The sequence below is a fragment of the Massilia oculi genome, from assembly GCF_003143515.1.
Taxonomy (GTDB): Bacteria; Pseudomonadota; Gammaproteobacteria; order Burkholderiales; family Burkholderiaceae_D; genus Telluria; species Telluria oculi.
The window spans coordinates 2966026-2984888 of the sequence record NZ_CP029343.1 but is presented as its reverse complement, the minus strand read 5'-3'; the positions used below and the strand labels follow the sequence as shown (position 1 = coordinate 2984888).

Below are 18863 nucleotides of genomic sequence, written 5' to 3'. Positions count from 1 at the left end.
TTGAGTCTTATCGTAGAGCAATCTGAATGAAATAAGCTTACAGTGCGCGGCTAATTTTGTTAGATTATTTCATCTGTGCTCGACCGAGAAATATTGTTCCATATATCTCATAAAATTTATTGAATATTTCACCAAGATGACCGAACTGCCTGCTCTCGACGACGTCGATCGTCGCATCCTGACTATTTTGCAAACTGACGCATCGCATACGAACGCCGAACTGGCGGCGCTCGTGCACGTGTCGCCGCCGACCTGCCTGCGCCGCGTAAAGCAGCTGACGGAAAGTGGCGTCATCGAGCGCCAGGTCGCGATCGTGGCGCCCGACAAGGTCGGCAGCCGCCTGTCCGCCATCGTCGAGATCACGCTCGACGTGCAGGCCGCCGAGCGCATGGAAGAGTTCGAGAACCTGGCCGCCAGGGAAGCGGCCGTGCTGCAGTGCTACCGGGTGTCGCCAGGCCCCGATTTCGTGCTGGTCGTGCAGGTCGCCGACATGCCGGCCTACCACGCGCTGGCGCACCGGCTGTTCACGTCGCACGCCAACGTGCGCAACGTGAAAGCCTATTTTTCGACCCACCGCAGCAAATTCGACACCCGGATCGCCGTCTAGATCGCCGTCCGCAGCCTGTGGATAATATTGTGGAAGACCAGGTGAATGAACAGTGGGTAAGCACGGTAAAAGCCTGTGTTTATCTTGTTCACTTCCTGTGATTACCCTGTCGACAGCCGGTGGATTACTTCTTCACTTTCACTGGACGCTTCCATCCTTCGATGGTGATTTGCTTGGGCCGCGAAATCGTCAGCTTGCCGGCCGGCGCATCCTTGGTCAGCGTGGTGCCGGCGCCAATCGTCGCGCCCTTGCCGATCGTCACCGGCGCCACCAGCTGGCTGTCGCTGCCCACGAACACCTCGTCTTCGATCACGGTACGGAACTTGTTGGCGCCGTCGTAGTTGCAGGTAATGACGCCGGCGCCGATGTTCACACGTGAGCCAACGGTGGCGTCGCCGATATAGGCCAGGTGGTTGGCCTTGCTGTGCGCCGCCACGGTGCTGTTCTTGACCTCGACAAAGTTACCCACATGGACGTCCTCGCCCAGCTCGGTGCCCGGACGCAGGCGCGCATACGGTCCGATCTGCGAGGCGGCGCCAATGGCGGCGCCTTCGATATGGCAGAACGGCTTGATGTTGGCCCCAGGACCGACCGTGGCGCCGACCAGCACGCAGTTGGCGCCAATCTTCACGCCGTCGGCCAGTTCCACTTTACCTTCGAAGACGCAGCCGACGTCGATGACGACATCACGGCCGCAAATCAGTTCGCCGCGCACATCGATGCGCGCCGGGTCCATCAAGGTCACGCCTTTTTCCAGCAGGGCATGGGCGATATTCAGTTGATGGCGACGCTCGAGTTCGGCCAGTTGCACCTTGCTGTTCACGCCGGCCACTTCCCATTCGCCCGACGGTTGCGCTGACACGACCGGCACGCCGTCCGCCACGGCCTGGGCCACGATGTCGGTGAGGTAGTACTCGCCCTGGGCATTGTTGTTGGACAGCGCAGCCAGCCACTTCTTGAGGTGGCGGGTCGGAACCGCCATGATGCCGCTATTGATTTCGCGGATGGCGCGCTCGGCCTCGCTGGCATCTTTTTCTTCCACGATGCGCGCGATCTTGCCGTTCTCGCGCACGATGCGGCCCAGGCCGAAGGGGTTGGCCTGTTCGACCGTCAGGATGCCCAACTTGTCGCTTCCTGCGGCCTCGACCAGGCGGCGCAGCGTGTCCGCCGTCGTCAGCGGCACGTCGCCATACAGCACCAGGGTGGCGCTGCCATCGTCCAGTTGCGGCACGGCCTGCATCACCGCATGGCCGGTGCCCAGCTGCGGCTGCTGCAGGGCGGTGTCGATGGTGACGCCGGTTTCTTGCGCCAGCGCGGACACCATATCGGGCACCGCTGCGCCGCCGTGCCCGTAAATCACACATAATTTCTGCGGACTCAGGCTACGTGCCGTATCGATAACGTGACGCAACAGCGGCTTACCAGCCAATGGATGCAGGACTTTCGGCAGGGCGGACTGCATGCGCTTTCCCATGCCGGCGGCGAGGATCACAACGTTCATAAGCCGTTCTCAAAAAGTTGAAAATATGAAAAATTCTAGCATGCGAAATACCTTGTTCCGGCGCACCATTGCGTTATTCGCGATTGCCTTGATGGCGCTGGCGGCCGGTTGCAGCACCATTCGCTTCTCGTATAACCAAGGGGACACCTTACTGTACTGGTGGATGAATTCCTATGTCGACTTCGAAGGACAACAGGCCGACATCGCCAAGCGCGACATCAATGGATTGTTCCAATGGCATCGCCAGACCCAGTTGCGCGACTATGCCGCTTTATTAGGCAATTTCAAGCAAAAACTGGGCGGCAACCCGAGCCAGGCCGACCTGCTCCAGGCCTACCGCGAGATCCGCGTGCGCGGCGAACGCCTGTCCCAGCGCGCGGTGCCGGAACTGACGACGCTGGCCATGTCGATTACCCCCGCGCAAATCGCCCATATCGACAAGAAGTTCAAGGACAAGAACGAGGAATACCGCCGCAAGTTCATGAGCGGCAGCGTCGAGAAGCGCCAGCGCGCGCGCTTCAAGAAGTCGATGGAGCAGATGGAGCTGTGGTTCGGCCGCTTCAGCAACGAGCAGGAAGCCGCCCTGCGCCGCGCCTCCGACCTGCGTCCGCTCGACAACCAGCAGTGGCTGGAGGAGCGCCAGTACCGCCAGCGCCGCATCCTGGCGCTGCTGCAAGAGGTGCAACAGAAAAAGCTCAACCGCGAGCAGACCACGGCCAAGGTACAAGGCCTGATGCGCGAGTTGTTCACACGCATGGAGTCGCCCGAGCGCAAGGCTTTCTATGACGCCAGCATCGACCATACGACGAAATACATCCTGACCGCGATCAAACTGGCGACGCCGGAGCAGAAGGCCCATGCGCAACAGCGGATGCAGGGCTGGATCAATGATTTCGAAGCATTGGCAGCGGGTAAATAACGTCGGCGGCAAACCGCATAAACCTGCATGCTATAGTGCCGCCCATGCAAAGAAAGTCCATGAAATCGAGGCCCGAGGCCGCCAAACCCCACGGCGCGCCGCGCATGGCCCAGCATCAGGTCCGCATCATCGGCGGCGCCTGGAAACGCACGCTGCTGCCGGTGGTCGACGCCCTCGGCCTGCGTCCCACCCCAGACCGCGTGCGCGAAACCGTCTTCAACTGGATCAACCACCAGCTCGGCAGCGACTGGGACCAGGCCATTGTGCTCGACCTGTACGCGGGTTCCGGCGTGCTCGGCTTCGAGGCGGCCAGCCGCGGCGCGGCGAAAGTGACGATGGTCGACAACCACGCCCCGGCCGTGCGCCAGCTCGAAGCCAACCGCGACAAGCTCAAGGCCGACAACATCACCGTCCTGCGCGCCGACGCCCTGACCCTGGCGCGCGACCTGGCCACCCGCGGCCAGCGCTTCGACGTGATCTTCCTCGATCCGCCTTATCAACAGAATCTGCTGGCCAAGACCCTGCCGCTGTGCGCGGCGCTGCTGCTCGAAGGCGGCATGGTGTATGCCGAAGCCGAGGTGCCGTTGCCGACCGAGGGCGACGACATCCCCGACTGGCTGATGGGTTGGGAAGCGGTGCGCGCCGACAAGGCGGGCATGGTCTACTACCATTTGCTGAAGCTGCAGGAAAAGGCGGCCTGAGTCCCGCCAGGGGCCTGGAAACCGCACAACCATTGGGCAATCCGTGCTCCAGCCTGGGGCGAATGCCGTGTTTTCAGGCATAATGCGCGTTCCGATAGGGTGTTCATTTTCAGGGAGCCGCAATGGTTGTAGCCGTTTATCCAGGTACGTTCGATCCGCTGACCCGCGGCCACGAGGATTTGGTACGCCGCGCATCCGGGCTGTTCGACCGACTGGTGGTCGGCGTCGCCGACAGCCGCAACAAACGTCCGTTCTTCACGCTCGAAGAGCGCCTGGATATCGCCAACGAAGTGCTTGGCCATTACCCCAATGTGCAGGTCGAGAGTTTCTCGGGCCTGCTCAAGGATTTCGTGCGCAAGCACGACGCTCGCGTGATCGTGCGCGGCCTGCGCGCGGTGTCCGATTTCGAGTACGAGTTCCAGATGGCGGGCATGAACCGCTACCTGCTGCCCGACGTCGAAACCATGTTCCTGACCCCGTCCGACCAGTACCAGTTCATTTCGGGCACCATCGTGCGCGAGATCGCCATGCTGGGCGGCGACGTGTCCAAATTCGTATTCCCTTCGGTCGACCGCTGGCTGCAGCAGAAAATCGCCAGCATGGCGCAAACGCCGAAGGCCTGATTCTCCAGGACGTATCATGGCTTTATTGATTACCGACGACTGCATCAACTGCGACGTCTGCGAACCCGAATGCCCCAACGATGCCATTTCGATGGGCGAAGAGTATTACCAGATCGATCCGCACAAGTGCACCGAGTGCGTCGGCCATTTCGACGAGCCGCAATGCGTGCAACTGTGCCCGGTTGCCTGCATTCCGCTCAATCCGGAATGGCGCGAATCGCGCGAAGAACTCCTCATCAAGTACGAGCGTCTGACGGCTGACAAGCCCACCGCCTGATCTCTTCTCCCAAGCCGGCAACTCTGCCGGCTTCTTTGTTTCCCGCCTCAGCTTCCCTGACCGCGTACCGGCATGCCCGGCATGCGGCATCCGCACGTCCCTGAACGCTGACTTTCATCCAGCCATATTCGCCCGTTCTCGCCTGCTACTCCCGGTCAAATTCGAACAGCGCTTTTTCACGCTTGTTGGTCGACTGATTTCGCTTGTCCACACCATTACCGTAAGTCGCTACCATCGATATCTACAATGTGAACTTTGTTGAACACACAGCATATTACAGTTAAGTTGCGATGATATTTCATGAATTTACCTTTATCTTCAAAAAAATATTCGACTAGTCCAACCTCATGTGATTCTAATCTATATTCTTATAAAATCATCCTAAGTAGTGACTAAATACACCGATCAGTACGCTAATTCGCATCGCAATGATCCGACGAACTTGAGATAATTTTGACTTATTGTGAACTTTGTTAAATAAAAAAGCCGAGAAAACCCGGGTAACGCAAAGTCACCAGGCGTGAAGCGACATCCGGGCATTTTTCAGAGGAGAACAGAAGAGCGCGGCCGTGACGGCGTGCGACGGAGGGGGCAGGGACGAAAAAAACGCGGTGTCCGTTGCCGGAGACCGCGTCAGGGGAGAAATTCGGTAATAATCAGTGGCGGATGCCCATTGCACGCACTTCGGCGGCGTCCACCGGATCCAGGCTGGCCAGCTTGTGCTTGAGCGCCAGCGCTTCGTCCAGGGCGCGGCGCGCGGCCTGTTCGGCCTTGCTGCGGCGTGGACGCACGGTCAGGTACAGGGCGCGGCCGATGCCGACCAGCAGCGGGCGGAAGAACAGGACGAAGCCAGCCAGCAGGGCAAGATACACGGTGGTGCTGAACACCTGGCCGTAAGGTACGGCAGCGGCGGCTTGGACTAGGGTGGCGGTAGAAGACATGATAGGCTCGTTCTGTTATTGTTGAGAACTATAGTGCGTCGCAACATATAAATCTAATTTTGTTCCCTGATGGCCCTTATACTGTTTGTGAATGATTTGGAGTACACTACTCGTACTCCTGCATTCACAACAGTTTTCTCCTTAAACCCATGAGCTTTCTGACGCTTGACCTGAATCTGCTGCGCGTGTTCGACGCGGTGATGACCGAGCAAAACCTGACCCGCGCCGCCGGCCACCTGGCCATGACCCAGCCCGCGGTGTCGAATGCGATCAAGCGACTACGAGAAAGCCTGGGCGACGAGCTCCTGATCCGCACCGCCTATGGCGTCAAACCGACCCCGCGCGCCGAAGCCCTGTGGCCGGCCGTGCGCCAGGCCCTGGCGGCGCTGGAAGCGGCGGTGATGCCGGAGACCTTCGACGTCTCCAAGGCCCAGGCGACCTTCCGCATGGCCATGGCCGACGCGACCGCTGCGCTGTGGCTGCCATCCCTGATGCGCTCGATCGAACGCGAGGCGCCGGGCGTGAACATCCGCATGGTGCCGCTGACGACGCGCGAGCCGCGTCCGATGCTGTTGCGCGGCGATATTGACCTGGCGGTTGGCTTCTTCCCCGGCGTCGCGGCCCAGCTGTCGTACGAAACCGGTTCGCCGATCCGCCACGAGCGCCTGTATTCCGGCGTCTATGTGTGCGTGATGCGCAAGGACCATCCACTGGCCAAGGAAAAGCTCGATCTCGATACCTATTGCAAGGCCAATCACTTGCTGGTGAGCTTCTCGGGCCGTGCCCACGGCCTGGTCGACGAGGCGCTGGCCCAGGTCGGTCGCGAACGCCGCATCCTCTTGACCGTGAACCAGTTCTTCACGGCGGGCAGGGTGGTGGCGAACTCCGACCTGATCACGGTGCTGCCGAAACACTTGATGGTCTCGACCGGCATGACCGACGTGCTGATCTGGAAAGAGCTGCCGTTGCAGCTGCCGGCCGTGCACCTGGACATGCTGTGGCACGAACGCGATGGCCGCAGCCCGGCCCACCGCTGGCTGCGCAAGAACCTGGAATCGATGGCGGAAAGCGCCTCGAAGAGCGGCGTGCGCAAGGTCGTCTGACAGCGCCAGCACGGGGTATCAGTGCAGCAAATTGCTTCACGTGAAACAAAACGGCCAGGCAAATGCCTGGCCGTTTTACGTTGACGCGCTGGCTGGTGCTCAGCGGATCGGCAATTTGGTCGTATTCTTGACTTCTTCCATCACCGCATAGGTATGGGTTTCGCGCACGCCCTTCTGCAACAGGGTCTTGCCCAGGAATTCGCGGTAGGCCGCCATGTCCTTGACGCGCGCCTTGACGAGGTAGTCGAAGCCGCCGGCCACCATATGGCATTCCAGCACCTCGGGAATCATCTGCACGCTCTGCTTGAACGCATCGAAGACTTCGGGAGTGGTACGATCGAGCACGACCTCGATGAAGACCAGCAGCGACACGTCGAGCAGCTGCGGATTGAGCTGGGCCGTGTAGCCCATGATGTAACCCGATTCGTGCAGTTTGCGCACGCGCTCGAGACAGGCCGCGGGCGACAGGTTGACCCGTGCCGCCAGCTCCACGTTGCTGATGCGCCCGTCGTTCTGCAGCTCGGCGAGGATCTTCTTGCTGATCTTGTCCAACATCGGGTGTCTCCCGTTAATTTTATTCGGTCAGATTGTCGCATCAAAAACTATCTATTGCTAGTCTGGTTTAAAAACAGAATAAATCCAGAAGAATTCCTTCTACAATCGAATCATTTCCACCGACGTACAAACCGCGCCGACCACCATTTGTGGGACGGCGCTTTTGCTGTGCGGTGCCCTTCGTTGTGACTTTTTCTTTTGACTAGATAGCCATGCAGATCGCTGCTTCCCCGGCCTCCACCTTCGTCCCCTTCGACGCCCTCCACGCTGAAACCAAGCGCGGGCAGACGCCCCTGCGCGCCGCCATCACCGCCGCCTATCGCCGCGATGAAACCGAGGCCGTCCAATGGCTGCTGGCGCAAGGCGCAACGCCCGGCGCAGAAGCCCAGCCGCTGGCGCACCGCCTGGTCTCGGCAGTGCGCGAAAAGCGCACCCGCGCCTCGGGCGTGGACGCGCTGATGCACGAGTTCTCGCTGTCGTCGGACGAAGGCGTCGCGCTGATGTGCCTGGCAGAAGCGCTGCTGCGCATCCCGGACAGCGAAACCGCCGATCGCCTCATCGCCGACAAGATCAGCCGCGGCGACTGGCGCAAGCACCTGGGCGAATCGCCGTCGCTGTTCGTCAATGCCGCGACCTGGGGCCTGCTCATCACCGGCAAGCTGGTCTCGACCAATAGCGAGCAGGGTCTCGGCTCGGCGCTCACGCGCCTGATCGCGAAGGGCGGCGAACCGCTGATCCGCAAGGGCGTCGACATGGCGATGCGCATGCTGGGCAACCAGTTCGTCACCGGCCAGACCATCGACGAAGCGCTGAAGAACAGCCGCGACAACGAGACCCGCGGCTATCGCTACTCCTACGACATGCTGGGCGAGGCGGCGCTGACCGAAAGCGACGCCAGGAATTATTACGCCTCATACGAAGCCGCCATCCACGCGATCGGCAAGGCCTCCAATGGCCGCGGCATCAAGGACGGTCCGGGTATTTCGATCAAGCTGTCGGCGCTGCATCCGCGCTACAGCCGTGCGCAATACGCGCGCGTGATGGGCGAGCTGCTGCCGCGCGTGCGCAGCCTGGTCCTGCTGGCCAAGACCTACAACATCGGCATCAATATCGACGCCGAGGAAGCCGACCGTCTCGAGATCTCGCTCGACATGCTCGAAGCGCTGGCGTTCGATCCCGAGCTGTCCGGCTTCGAAGGCATCGGACTGGTGGTGCAGGCCTATCAGAAACGCTGCCCGTTCGTGATCGACTTTCTTGTCGACCTGGCCAAGCGCAGCGGCCAGAAGTTCATGGTGCGCCTGGTGAAGGGCGCCTACTGGGATGCCGAGATCAAGCGCGCCCAGGTCGACGGCATGCCCGGCTATCCGGTCTACACGCGCAAGGTGTACACCGACGTCTCCTACCTGACGTGCGCGCGCAAGCTGCTGGCTGCGGCCGACGTGCTGTATCCGCAGTTCGCCACCCACAACGCCCACACGCTGTCGGTGATCTACACCTGGGCCAGGCAGGACCAGGTCAGCAACTACGAGTTCCAGTGCCTGCACGGCATGGGCGAGACGCTGTACGACCAGGTCGTGGGCAGCAAGAACCTGGACAAGGCTTGCCGCATCTACGCGCCGGTCGGCTCGCACGAAACCCTGCTGGCCTACCTGGTGCGCCGCCTGCTGGAAAACGGCGCCAACTCCTCCTTCGTGAACCAGATCGTCGACGAGAACGTGGCGATCGACACGCTGCTCACCGATCCCTTCGACGTCGCACGCGCCAGTGCTGGCCGTCCGCATCCGGCGATCGCGCTGCCGCTCGACATGTTCGGCGCCGAGCGCAAGAATTCAAGCGGCATGGACCTGGTCAACGAAGACATCCTTGCCAAGGTGGCGGATGGTCTCGCGCAGCAGCGCCAGCACGTCGCCGGCCCACTGATCGACGGTTCGGTCGATGCCGGCGTGCCCGCCAATGTGGTCAATCCCGCGATGTCGAGCGATATCGTCGGCCAGGTGAGCGAAGCCTCGCGCACCGACGTCGAAACCGCCCTGGCCGCGGCCAGCGCCTTCGCCGGCGAATGGGCCGCCACCGCCACCCACGAACGCGCCGCGATCCTCGAGCGCACTGCCGATTTGTTCGAACAGCACGGCGTCGAGTTGATGGCCCTGGCCGTGCGCGAAGCCGGTAAATCGCTGCCGAACGCGATTGCCGAACTGCGCGAAGCGGTCGACTTCCTGCGCTACTACGCGGTGCAGATCCGCGGCTCGAGCAAGGCCGAGGCGCTCGGTCCCGTGAGTTGCATCAGCCCCTGGAACTTCCCGCTGGCGATCTTCACCGGCCAGGTGGCGGCCGCCCTCGCCGCCGGCAACGTGGTACTGGCCAAGCCGGCCGAGCAAACGCCATTGATCGCCTGCCGCGCGGTGGAACTGTTCCTCGAGGCGGGCACGCCGCGCGCCGCGCTGCAGCTGCTGCCGGGCCGCGGCGAAGTGGTTGGCGCCGCCCTGACGGCGGACAGCCGCATCAAGGGCGTGATCTTCACCGGGTCGACCGAAGTCGCCCAGCTGATCAACCGCACGCTGGCCAAGCGCGCGGAACAGGAAGGCATCGACATCCCGCTGGTGGCGGAAACCGGCGGCCAGAATGCGCTGATCGTCGACTCCTCGGCGCTGCCGGAGCAGGTGGTGCAGGACGTCCTGAGCTCTGCCTTCGATTCGGCCGGCCAGCGCTGCTCGGCGCTGCGCGTGCTGTTCCTGCAGGAGGACATCGCCGACAAGACCATCAAGATGCTCAAGGGCGCGATGCAGGAACTGCGCGTGGGCTGCCCGGACCGCCTGGCGACCGACATCGGCCCGGTGATCGATGCCGAGGCCCAGCGCAACCTGCTGGCCCACATCGAGCGCACCAGGGCCACCGCGCGCAGCCACTTCGCGCTCGAGCTGCCGGCGTCGGTCGTCGCTGCCGGCACCTTCGTGCCGCCGACCGTGCTCGAAATCGCTTCGCTGGCGGAGCTCAAGCAGGAAGTCTTCGGTCCGGTGCTGCACATCGTGCGCTACCGCCGCGCCGAGCTGCCCTCGGTGATCGATGCGATCAACGCCACCGGCTATGGCCTGACCCTGGGCGTGCATTCGCGCATCGATGAAACCATCGACACCATCGTCAACCGCGCCCACGTCGGCAATATCTACGTCAACCGCAACATCGTCGGCGCGGTGGTCGGCGTGCAGCCGTTCGGCGGCGAAGGCAAGTCGGGCACCGGTCCGAAGGCCGGCGGCCCGCTCTACCTGAAACGCCTGCAGCGCGGCGCGGCGCCCTTGATGGAACATGTGCGCCAGCCGGAAGCGGCATTGGAGGCCCTGATCGGCTGGCTGCGCGCCAACGGCCAGCAGCCGATGGCCGCGCTGGCCGAAGGCTACGCGCGCACCTCGCTCAATGGCGTGTCGATGGACCTGCCCGGCCCGACCGGCGAAAGCAACCGCCTGTCGTTCACGCCACGCGGCGCCGTGCTGTGCGCGCCCGCCACCTCCGCCGGCCTGCTCAATCAATTGGCAGCGGCCCTCGCCACCGGCAACCGCGCCCTGGTGCTGGCGCCGGCGCCGGACGCGATTCCGGCCAACCTGCCGGCGGCGGTGAAGGAACGCGTACGCTTCGTGGGCAAGGAAGAAATCGACGCGGCCGACGTCGCGATCGCGCTGGTCGAAACCGGCCTGGCCGGCCTGCTGCGCACCCGGCTGGCGGCGCGTCCGGGCGCGATCGTCGGCATCGTCGATACCGACGCCCTGGTCCCGGTGGACCTGTGGCGCCTGGTCGCCGAGCGGGCGGTCTGCGTCAACACGACGGCCGCTGGCGGCAACGCAAGCCTGATGACCTTGGGCCTGTAAGAATCATCGTAGCGTGGGCGGCTTTGCCGCCCACGCGTCCGACAAACAAGAAACCGGCAGGAGAAGCACCAGCAAGAACAACCCACAACAGGAGACAACCATGCTTGTAGGCGTTCCAAAGGAAATCAAGAACCACGAATACCGCGTCGGCCTCACGCCGGCGTCCGTGCACGAACTGATAACACGCGGCCACCAGGTCATCGTCCAGCAAGACGCTGGCAGCGAGATCGGCCTGAGCGACGCGCACTACACCGCCGCCGGCGCCGCCATCGCCGGCAGCGCCCAGGAAGTCTTCGCGCGCGCCGACATGATCGTCAAGGTCAAGGAGCCGCAACCGCTCGAGTGCGCGATGCTGCGCGACGGCCAGATCCTCTACACCTACCTCCACCTGGCTCCCGATCCGGAGCAAACCGCGGCCCTGGTCAAATCGGGCGCCATCTGCATTGCCTACGAAACGATCACCGGCCCGGGCGGCGGCTTGCCCCTGCTTGCGCCGATGAGCGAAGTCGCGGGCCGCATGTCCATCCAGGCCGGCGCCGCCCACCTCGAGAAGTCCCGGGGCGGCATGGGCCTGCTGCTGGGCGGCGTGCCTGGCGTGGCGGCCGGCCATGTCGTCATCATCGGCGCCGGCGTGGTCGGCGCCAATGCGCTGCAAATGGCGGTCGGCACGGGCGCCCGCGTCACGGTGCTCGACAAGAACGTCGACCGCCTGCGCCAGCTCGACCTGGTGTTCGGCAACCGCATCTCGACCCTGTATTCCAATGCCCATGCGCTCGAGGAAGCGGTCCTGGACGCCGACCTGGTGATCGGCGGCGTGCTGGTACCCGGGGCTGCGGCGCCGAAACTGGTCACGCGCGACATGGTCTCGCGCATGAAGAAGGGCGCCGTCGTCGTCGACGTGGCAATCGACCAGGGTGGCTGTTTCGAGACTTCGCATCCGACGACGCACGCCGATCCGACCTTCCTGGTCGATGGCGTGGTCCACTACTGCGTCGCGAACATGCCGGGCGCCGTGGCGCGCACCTCGACCTTCGCCCTGAACAACGCCACCATCGGCCATGCCCTGGCGCTGGCGAACAAGGGCTGGCGGCGCGCACTGGCGGACGACGTCCACCTGCGCCATGGCCTGAACGTCTGCCAGGGCAAGGTGACCTTCGAAGCCGTCGCCCAGGCCCTGGGCTACGACTACATCCCGCCCGACTCGGTCCTGGGCTGAAGCGGCGCTTCCACCAGATGCCGGCACAGGCGCCGGGTGATGTGGAAAGCGTACTGCGCGGCCACCGACTTCACGAAGCGCATGAAGTCGTGGGCCGCGTTTTCATTGGCATTGTCCGACACCGCGCGGATGACGGCGAACGGCACGTCCAGTTCGTGACACACCTGCGCGACCGCGGCGCCTTCCATCTCCACCGCCACCAGCCCGGGCAGGGCGCCGTTGAGCGCGTCGATGCGCAAGCGATCGTTGACGAACTGGTCGCCGCTGGCGATCAGGCCGCGATGCACGCGCGGCTGTTCCAGGCCAAAAGCCAGTCTCTCGGTCTCGGAGATCGTCTGCAGGAAGTCGCATTCCAGGAAGGCGTGGGCGGCGCTGGACAGGCGTAGCGACAGCTGCTGGTCTGGCTGGAAATGCGTCTGGCCCGTGAGCGGCACTTCGAAACGGGGGAACAGGGGGCTGGCATCCATATCGTGCTGGACCAGCGATTCGGCCACCACGATGTCGCCCACATGGATCGTCTTATCCCCCGCGCCGGCAACGCCGGTGAAGAGGATGTGCGTAACTCCAAACTTTTCCACAAGCGTTGTCGCCGTCATGGCAGCGGCAACCTTGCCAATACGCGATAAAACGCACACAGCGTCGATTTCCCACAGTCGTCCGACCCAGAACTCGCGTTTGCCGTAGATGAGCTTGGCGGGCCCTCCCATGGCTTCCACGAGCCCTGCCTGTTCTTCGTGCAAGGCGCTGATGATCCCTAGACGCATGTCTTCCTGATAGTAGGTGTATGGAGAGGTGTTGAAGCCTTCAAGGCCGTACAGACAGGCAACTGTGAATAAGGGACGGATTGTACACAGCTTCCATCGCATTCAGTTCTCGAATTGCAGCAATCGTGGTTCTTGCTGGACGTGGTGAGCGACCTGTTCTGGAAGACGCTTTTTCTGCCTGCGCTGTGTTTGCTTATTTAATTAAGAGATATGTATACAAGGTTGATAGTAGTAGGTAAACGCGACGTTCTCTGTGGATAAGGTGCGTTTACTCCACAGTATCAATGGTTTACGACCTCGTTTACGCGCTGGAAAAAGCTTGCGTCCGGCTTGCACGGTTCTTGGACAACAAATCGGCTCCCAAAAAAAGGTCCTGTTTTGCACATCTGATGCTGTGGATATGCAGCGGCTTTTCCACAGCTGGTTTCTCGTCACTACCGTTGAGCAAGCGATATTCGTTCGGTGTGACCACGTCCGCATGCATTGCAGGGCTTTTTTTTTGTACGACCTTGGCTCGTCTGCAGTCTTCAGCGGGCCCGGCGTCGACGAAAGTGGCGCTTCCTCATATTGTTTTAGTTAAAAGCTTGTATACAAAATGATAGTAGTAGTAAACGCTTCCCGCTGTGTGGATAAAGCCGATTTTTTCCACAACATCAGTGGTTTACGGCCGCGTTAACCCGCTGGAAAACGCTTGTGCCGACGCTGTAGGAAAGTTGGATAGAAATTGCGCGCCTGGACAAGATTGGGGTTTCTGCACATTCCATCCTGTGGATATTCATTCGGTTTTCCACAGAGGTCCGCTTTTTTTTGCCTGCCTGGAGGGCCGTCGAGCATATAGGCCAGTACGTGGTCGAGATGGCCGACAGCCTGGGCTTGCGTCATATCGCTTCCCGGATTTGCCACACTCGACCAAAAATTTTTTTTTCGCGGGCTCGTCAGGTTTACAACCAAGATCTGTATACAACGATGATAGTAGTGGTTAACGGAGTCGGGTTTCTGTGGACAACCCGATTAAAGAACGAGAAATCAGGGGTTTATGTCACGGATAAGTCCGTGCACTGCTGAGCAAACTGCTTGGTGGCAAATCTGGACAAGATTTTTGCCTGTGCAAAAAAGCTGAGTTTTGCACAAACGATACCTGTGGATATCAAGTAGCTTATCCACAGAAGGGGTCTGGACAGGCGTTTACGTTCTGGTAAGCTGTTTCTCATCGAACTGAGGTACAGGGAAACGCATGGATGTCGTGTCGCAGTACGTCAGGGTCAATGGTTTGAACATGCACTACGTGACTGCCGGCGAGGGCCCGCCAGTCCTGCTCCTGCATGGCTTTCCGGATACCCACGCGGTCTGGCGGCGACAGATCCCGGCCCTGGCTGCGGCTGGGTTCCAGGTCATCGCTCCCGATCTGCGCGGCTACGGCAAGACCGATATGCCGCCTGACGTCGGCGCGTATGCAATCGACTTCGTGGCCGACGATGTGCTGCAGCTCATGGATGCGCTGGGGATCGAGCGGGCGACCGTGGTCGGCCACGATTGGGGCGCGCAAGTCGGCTGGCATCTGGCCATGCATGCGCCGCAGCGTGTCAGCCGTTATGCGGCGCTGTCGGTCGGCCATCCGAAGGCGCTGGCCAAATCGGGTATCAATCAAAAACTGCGCTTCTGGTACATGGCGGTGTTTATGACGCCGGTCCTGGCTGAAGCGCTGTTGCGGGCAGGGAATTGGGCCGCGCTACGAGCGATGAACCGTAGTCGTGAACAGCAGCAACTCTGGATCGATGCGCTGGCGCCGCAGGGCCGGTTGACCGCGGCCCTGAACTATTATCGCGCCAACCTGAAGGCTTCCGGCGGCAAGCGATGGAAGCCGGTCGACGTGCCCGTGCTGGGTGTCTGGAGCGAGCACGATCCCGCGCTGCGCGAACAGCAGATGCTCGACTCGCGCGAACAATGCCGCGCCGGTTTCGACTATGCCCGCATCGACGGCGTGGGCCATTGGCTGCAGCTGTCGGGAGCCGACCGGCTCAATACCTTGCTGATCGATTTCGCAAGATCGCCGGCGGCGGTCACGCCGGCATAAGCACCACGGGGAAGGGCGGGCTGGCGCCGTGTCGGTACGGCTTGCTTGCCGTAAAATATCGGCTCTGCACCTCCCCTGAAAGTTTCCCATGATCGATGTAGTGTGGCTCGGCGGCGCCGCCTTCGCCGCCGGCCTGGTCGACGCCGTTGTCGGCGGCGGTGGCCTGATCCAGCTCCCCGCCATGTTCTCCCTGTTGCCGAAAGAAGCGCCGGCAACCATCCTCGGCACCAATAAACTCGCAGCGATCTTCGGCACCGGCTCGGCCGCCGCGAGTTACGCGCGCCGGGTGCGGGTCGCGTGGAGCACCGCGGCGCCGGCCGCCATTGCCGCCTTTGCCCTTTCCTTCGCTGGCGCCTGGACCGTGACGCGGGTGCCGGCGGATTTCGTGCGTGCACTGCTGCCGTTCGTGCTGGTCGCGGTCGCTGTCTACACGTTCATGAAGAAGGATCTCGGCGCGGTGCACGCCCCGCTGCACAGCGGGATGGCCGAACGCTACTGGGCGATCGGCATCGGCGCCGCCATCGGTTTCTATGATGGTTTCTTTGGGCCGGGAACCGGCAGCTTCCTGCTGTTCCTGTTCGTGCGCTTCTTCGGTTTCGACTTTCTCAGCGCATCGGCTGCGGCCAAGGTGGTCAATGTCGCCTGCAATCTGTCGGCGCTGATGTGGTTCGGTTACAGCGGTCATTTGCTATGGCAGCTGGGTTTGCTGATGGCCGGATGCCAGATCGTTGGTTCGGTGATCGGCACTCGACTGGCGTTGAAGCATGGCAGCGGTTTCGTCCGCAAACTGTTCCTGTTCGTTGTTTCCGCACTGATTGTAAAGACAGCCTACGATTCGTTCACAAAGCTGGGCTGGTAACGCTGTTTCACGTGATACATCAAAGCCGGGTTCTTGCCCGGCTTTTTTTTCGTCAGTTGTTCCACGTGAAACACGCTGGTAAGAACAGAGGGGGAAGGTTTCACGTGAAACAAAATCTGTCGTTTTCAGACCCATGGAGAGTCCAGCAGGAAAAAAGAATCTATAATCGCGCATTAGTCTCCTCGCTCCACACCCCATCATGCTATTTCCTACTGAATTCGACGTCATCGTCGTCGGCGGCGGCCATGCCGGAACCGAGGCCGCACTCGCGTCCGCACGCACCGGTCAAAAGACCCTGCTGCTGACCCACAATATCGAAACCCTTGGCGCCATGTCCTGCAATCCGTCGATTGGCGGGATCGGCAAGGGCCACCTGGTCAAGGAAGTCGATGCCCTCGGCGGTGCCATGGCAATGGCGACCGATGAGGCGGGCATCCAGTTCCGTATCCTGAATTCGTCCAAGGGCCCGGCCGTGCGCGCCACCCGCGCCCAGGCCGACCGTGTCCTGTACAAGGCGGCCATCCGCGCGCGACTGGAAAACCAGCCGAACCTGTGGCTGTTCCAGCAAGCGGTCGACGACCTGATGGTGGAGGGCGACCGCGTGGTCGGCGCCGTCACCCAGGTGGGCCTGAAGTTCCGTGCGCGCGCGGTGGTGCTTACTGCCGGTACTTTCCTGGACGGGAAGATCCACGTCGGCCTGCAGAATTATTCGGGCGGCCGCGCGGGCGACCCGCCGGCGACCTCGCTGTCGTCACGCCTGAAGGAACTCAAGCTGCCGCAAGGCCGCCTCAAGACGGGCACGCCGCCGCGCATCGATGGCCGCAGCATCGACTTCTCGGTGCTCACCGAGCAGCCGGGCGACCTCGATCCGGTGCCGGTATTCTCGTATATGGGCAATGTGGCGATGCATCCACGCCAGGTGCCGTGCTGGGTGACGCATACCAATGAGCGCACCCACGACATCATCCGCGCCGGTCTGGACCGCAGCCCAATGTACACCGGCGTGATCGAGGGCGTCGGCCCGCGCTACTGCCCATCGATCGAGGACAAGATCCACCGCTTCGCATCGAAAGAATCGCACCAGATCTTCCTCGAGCCGGAAGGCCTGACCACCAACGAGTTCTACCCCAACGGGATTTCGACCAGCCTGCCGTTCGACGTCCAGCTGGAGCTGGTGCGCTCGATGCGCGGCATGGAGAACGCCTTCATCCTGCGTCCCGGCTATGCGATCGAATACGATTACTTCGACCCGCGCGGGCTGAAGGCCTCGCTCGAGACCAAGGCGATCAAGGGCCTGTTCTTCGCCGGCCAGATCAACGGCACCACCGGCTACGAAGAAGCCGCGGCCCAGGGCCTGCTGGCCGGCCTGAACGCGGCATTGCAAACCCAGGGCAAGGATGCCTGGACGCCGGGCCGTTCCGAAGCCTATCTCGGCGTGCTGGTCGACGACCTGACCACGCAAGGCGTGGCGGAACCGTACCGCATGTTCACCAGCCGCGCCGAATACCGCCTGTCGCTGCGCGAAGACAATGCCGACATGCGCCTGACCGAGATCGGCCGCCAGCTGGGCATCGTCGACGACGCGCGCTGGCAAGCCTTCGAGACCAAGCGCGAATCCGTTGCCCGCGAACTGGAACGACTCAAATCGACCTGGGTCAACCCACGCATCCTGGCCGCCGCCGAATCGGAACGCGTGGTGGGGCAGGCGCTCGAGCGCGAGTACAACCTGGCCGACCTGCTGAGAAGACCGGGCGTCGAGTACGACACCCTGATGACGATGCAGGGCAGCGAGGGCCAGCCGCTGGCCGGTCCCGGCGTCGAAGACCCGGCCGTGAAGGAGCAGGTGGAAATCCAGCTCAAGTATTCTGGCTATATCGATCGCCAGGCGCGCGAAGTCGAGCGTCACGACCACTACGAAAACCTGAAGCTGCCCGAGAACCTGAACTACCTCGAGATCGTGGCGCTGTCATTCGAGGTCCGCCAGAAGCTGGACAAGCAGCGTCCCGAAACCCTGGGCCAGGCGTCTCGTATCTCGGGCGTGACCCCGGCGGCGATCTCGTTGCTGCTGGTGCACCTCAAGAAACGCGGCGTCAAGGGCTTCGCCCCAACCACCTCGGAGGCGGCGCAATGAAATATGCGTTCGACCGCGATGCGCTGGCCAGGGTGCTGGCCGACGGCATCGCCGAGATGGGCCTGGACGTGAGCGCGGAACAGCAGGGCAAGCTGATGGCCTACCTGCAGCTGATGCACAAGTGGAATGCGGTGTACAACTTGACTTCGCTGCGCGACCCGATGCAGATGGTGACCCACCACCTGCTCGACTCGCTCGCCGCCGTGCCGGCCTTCCTCGGTGCGCGCAATGTGCTGGACGTGGGAGCAGGGGGCGGATTGCCCGGCATCGTGCTGGCCATCACCCGGCCCGACATGAAGGTGGCGATGATCGACACCGTGCACAAGAAAACCGCCTTTCTCACGCAGGTGAAGGCGGAACTGGCCCTGGCCAACGTGACCGTGCACACGATGAAGGTGCAGGACCTGGCCGTGAGCGACAAATTCGACGTCATCACTTCGCGCGCCTTCGCCGACCTGTCCGATTTCGTCAACTGGTCCGGACACCTGCTGCAGGAGGGCGGCAAATTCATCGCCCTGAAAGGGGTGGCGCCGAGCGAGGAGCGGGAAAGGCTGCCGCAAGACTGGAAAGTCAGCGATTTGCAGCCCCTGCAGGTGCCGAGACTGGGCGCGGAGCGCCACCTGGTTTTCATCGAACGAACCTAGTAAACAATATTAATAGTAAAAACCGTATAAACCGTTTATATCGTTTATACAGTATGAATCATTAAAATGGTTTGTACCGTATGAACGG

16 protein-coding genes are annotated in these 18863 nt (G+C 62.0%); 12 read left to right on the top strand and 4 right to left on the bottom strand.

Annotation, left to right across the window (positions count from 1 at the left end; genetic code table 11):
• Positions 1 to 136 precede the first annotated feature (136 nt).
• Positions 137 to 607 (top strand): Lrp/AsnC family transcriptional regulator, encoded by a 471-nt coding sequence (locus tag DIR46_RS13680; RefSeq protein ID WP_109345719.1) that lies wholly within the window; start codon positions 137 to 139, stop codon positions 605 to 607.
• Positions 608 to 731: 124 nt separating this feature from the next.
• On the opposite strand, the gene glmU is transcribed toward DIR46_RS13680, so the two are convergent.
• The gene (gene glmU / locus DIR46_RS13675) at positions 732 to 2108 is read right to left on the bottom strand and encodes a bifunctional UDP-N-acetylglucosamine diphosphorylase/glucosamine-1-phosphate N-acetyltransferase GlmU (RefSeq protein ID WP_109345718.1); all 1377 of its coding nucleotides are present in this window, start codon (positions 2106 to 2108) and stop codon (positions 732 to 734) included.
• Positions 2109 to 2148: 40 nt separating this feature from the next.
• Here glmU and DIR46_RS13670 point away from each other — a divergent pair, with 40 nt between their 5' ends.
• The 4 genes from DIR46_RS13670 to DIR46_RS13655 all read left to right on the top strand — a co-directional run bounded on the left by DIR46_RS13670 (position 2149) and on the right by DIR46_RS13655 (position 4628).
• A complete protein-coding gene (locus DIR46_RS13670) occupies positions 2149 to 3027 on the top strand; it encodes a DUF6279 family lipoprotein (protein WP_109345717.1) in 879 nt (292 codons plus the stop codon).
• A 59-nt stretch (positions 3028 to 3086) separates the two neighbouring features.
• Complete coding sequence (rsmD, locus tag DIR46_RS13665) at positions 3087 to 3728, top strand: 16S rRNA (guanine(966)-N(2))-methyltransferase RsmD (RefSeq protein WP_370659937.1); 642 nt, start codon at positions 3087 to 3089, stop codon at positions 3726 to 3728.
• A gap of 122 nt (positions 3729 to 3850) precedes the next feature.
• On the top strand, positions 3851 to 4351 hold the full coding sequence (gene coaD / locus DIR46_RS13660; protein WP_109345716.1) for a pantetheine-phosphate adenylyltransferase: 501 nt from the start codon (positions 3851 to 3853) through the stop codon (positions 4349 to 4351).
• Between the two features lie 16 nt (positions 4352 to 4367).
• Positions 4368 to 4628 carry a YfhL family 4Fe-4S dicluster ferredoxin gene (locus DIR46_RS13655; RefSeq protein WP_109345715.1) on the top strand — a complete coding sequence of 87 codons (261 nt, stop codon included), beginning with the start codon at positions 4368 to 4370 and terminating at the stop codon, positions 4626 to 4628.
• Between the two features lie 656 nt (positions 4629 to 5284).
• On the opposite strand, the gene DIR46_RS13650 is transcribed toward DIR46_RS13655, so the two are convergent.
• The gene (locus DIR46_RS13650; RefSeq protein WP_109345714.1) at positions 5285 to 5569 is read right to left on the bottom strand and encodes a hypothetical protein; all 285 of its coding nucleotides are present in this window, start codon (positions 5567 to 5569) and stop codon (positions 5285 to 5287) included.
• A gap of 149 nt (positions 5570 to 5718) precedes the next feature.
• Here DIR46_RS13650 and DIR46_RS13645 point away from each other — a divergent pair, with 149 nt between their 5' ends.
• Positions 5719 to 6672 (top strand): LysR family transcriptional regulator, encoded by a 954-nt coding sequence (locus DIR46_RS13645; RefSeq protein ID WP_109345713.1) that lies wholly within the window; start codon positions 5719 to 5721, stop codon positions 6670 to 6672.
• Between the two features lie 99 nt (positions 6673 to 6771).
• On the opposite strand, the gene DIR46_RS13640 is transcribed toward DIR46_RS13645, so the two are convergent.
• Positions 6772 to 7227 carry an Lrp/AsnC ligand binding domain-containing protein gene (locus tag DIR46_RS13640; protein ID WP_005664065.1) on the bottom strand — a complete coding sequence of 152 codons (456 nt, stop codon included), beginning with the start codon at positions 7225 to 7227 and terminating at the stop codon, positions 6772 to 6774.
• A gap of 212 nt (positions 7228 to 7439) precedes the next feature.
• On the opposite strand from DIR46_RS13640, the gene putA reads away from it, so the two are divergent.
• Both putA and ald read left to right on the top strand, forming a co-directional pair.
• Positions 7440 to 11087, top strand: a complete 3648-nt coding sequence (putA, locus tag DIR46_RS13635; RefSeq protein ID WP_109345712.1) for a trifunctional transcriptional regulator/proline dehydrogenase/L-glutamate gamma-semialdehyde dehydrogenase — start codon at positions 7440 to 7442, stop codon at positions 11085 to 11087.
• 100 nt (positions 11088 to 11187) lie between these two features.
• On the top strand, positions 11188 to 12303 hold the full coding sequence (gene ald / locus DIR46_RS13630) for an alanine dehydrogenase (RefSeq protein ID WP_109345711.1): 1116 nt from the start codon (positions 11188 to 11190) through the stop codon (positions 12301 to 12303).
• Here ald and DIR46_RS13625 read toward each other — a convergent pair.
• Positions 12273 to 13169, bottom strand: a complete 897-nt coding sequence (locus DIR46_RS13625; RefSeq protein WP_441295127.1) for a 5'-methylthioadenosine/adenosylhomocysteine nucleosidase — start codon at positions 13167 to 13169, stop codon at positions 12273 to 12275. The genes ald and DIR46_RS13625 overlap by 31 nt on opposite strands.
• 1132 nt (positions 13170 to 14301) lie before the next feature.
• Here DIR46_RS13625 and DIR46_RS13620 point away from each other — a divergent pair.
• The 4 genes from DIR46_RS13620 (at position 14302) to rsmG (ending at position 18775) form a co-directional block, all read left to right on the top strand.
• Entirely contained in the window at positions 14302 to 15141 is an 840-nt protein-coding gene (locus DIR46_RS13620; protein WP_109345709.1) for an alpha/beta fold hydrolase, read from the top strand.
• Positions 15142 to 15229: 88 nt separating this feature from the next.
• Positions 15230 to 16000, top strand: a complete 771-nt coding sequence (locus DIR46_RS13615; protein WP_109345708.1) for a sulfite exporter TauE/SafE family protein — start codon at positions 15230 to 15232, stop codon at positions 15998 to 16000.
• 199 nt (positions 16001 to 16199) lie between these two features.
• The gene (gene mnmG / locus DIR46_RS13610; protein ID WP_109345707.1) at positions 16200 to 18131 is read left to right on the top strand and encodes a tRNA uridine-5-carboxymethylaminomethyl(34) synthesis enzyme MnmG; all 1932 of its coding nucleotides are present in this window, start codon (positions 16200 to 16202) and stop codon (positions 18129 to 18131) included.
• Positions 18128 to 18775, top strand: coding sequence for a 16S rRNA (guanine(527)-N(7))-methyltransferase RsmG (gene rsmG / locus DIR46_RS13605; protein ID WP_109345706.1), 648 nt, complete (start codon positions 18128 to 18130; stop codon positions 18773 to 18775). Before mnmG ends, rsmG begins: the two co-directional genes overlap by 4 nt.
• The last annotated feature ends 88 nt before the right edge of the window (positions 18776 to 18863 follow it).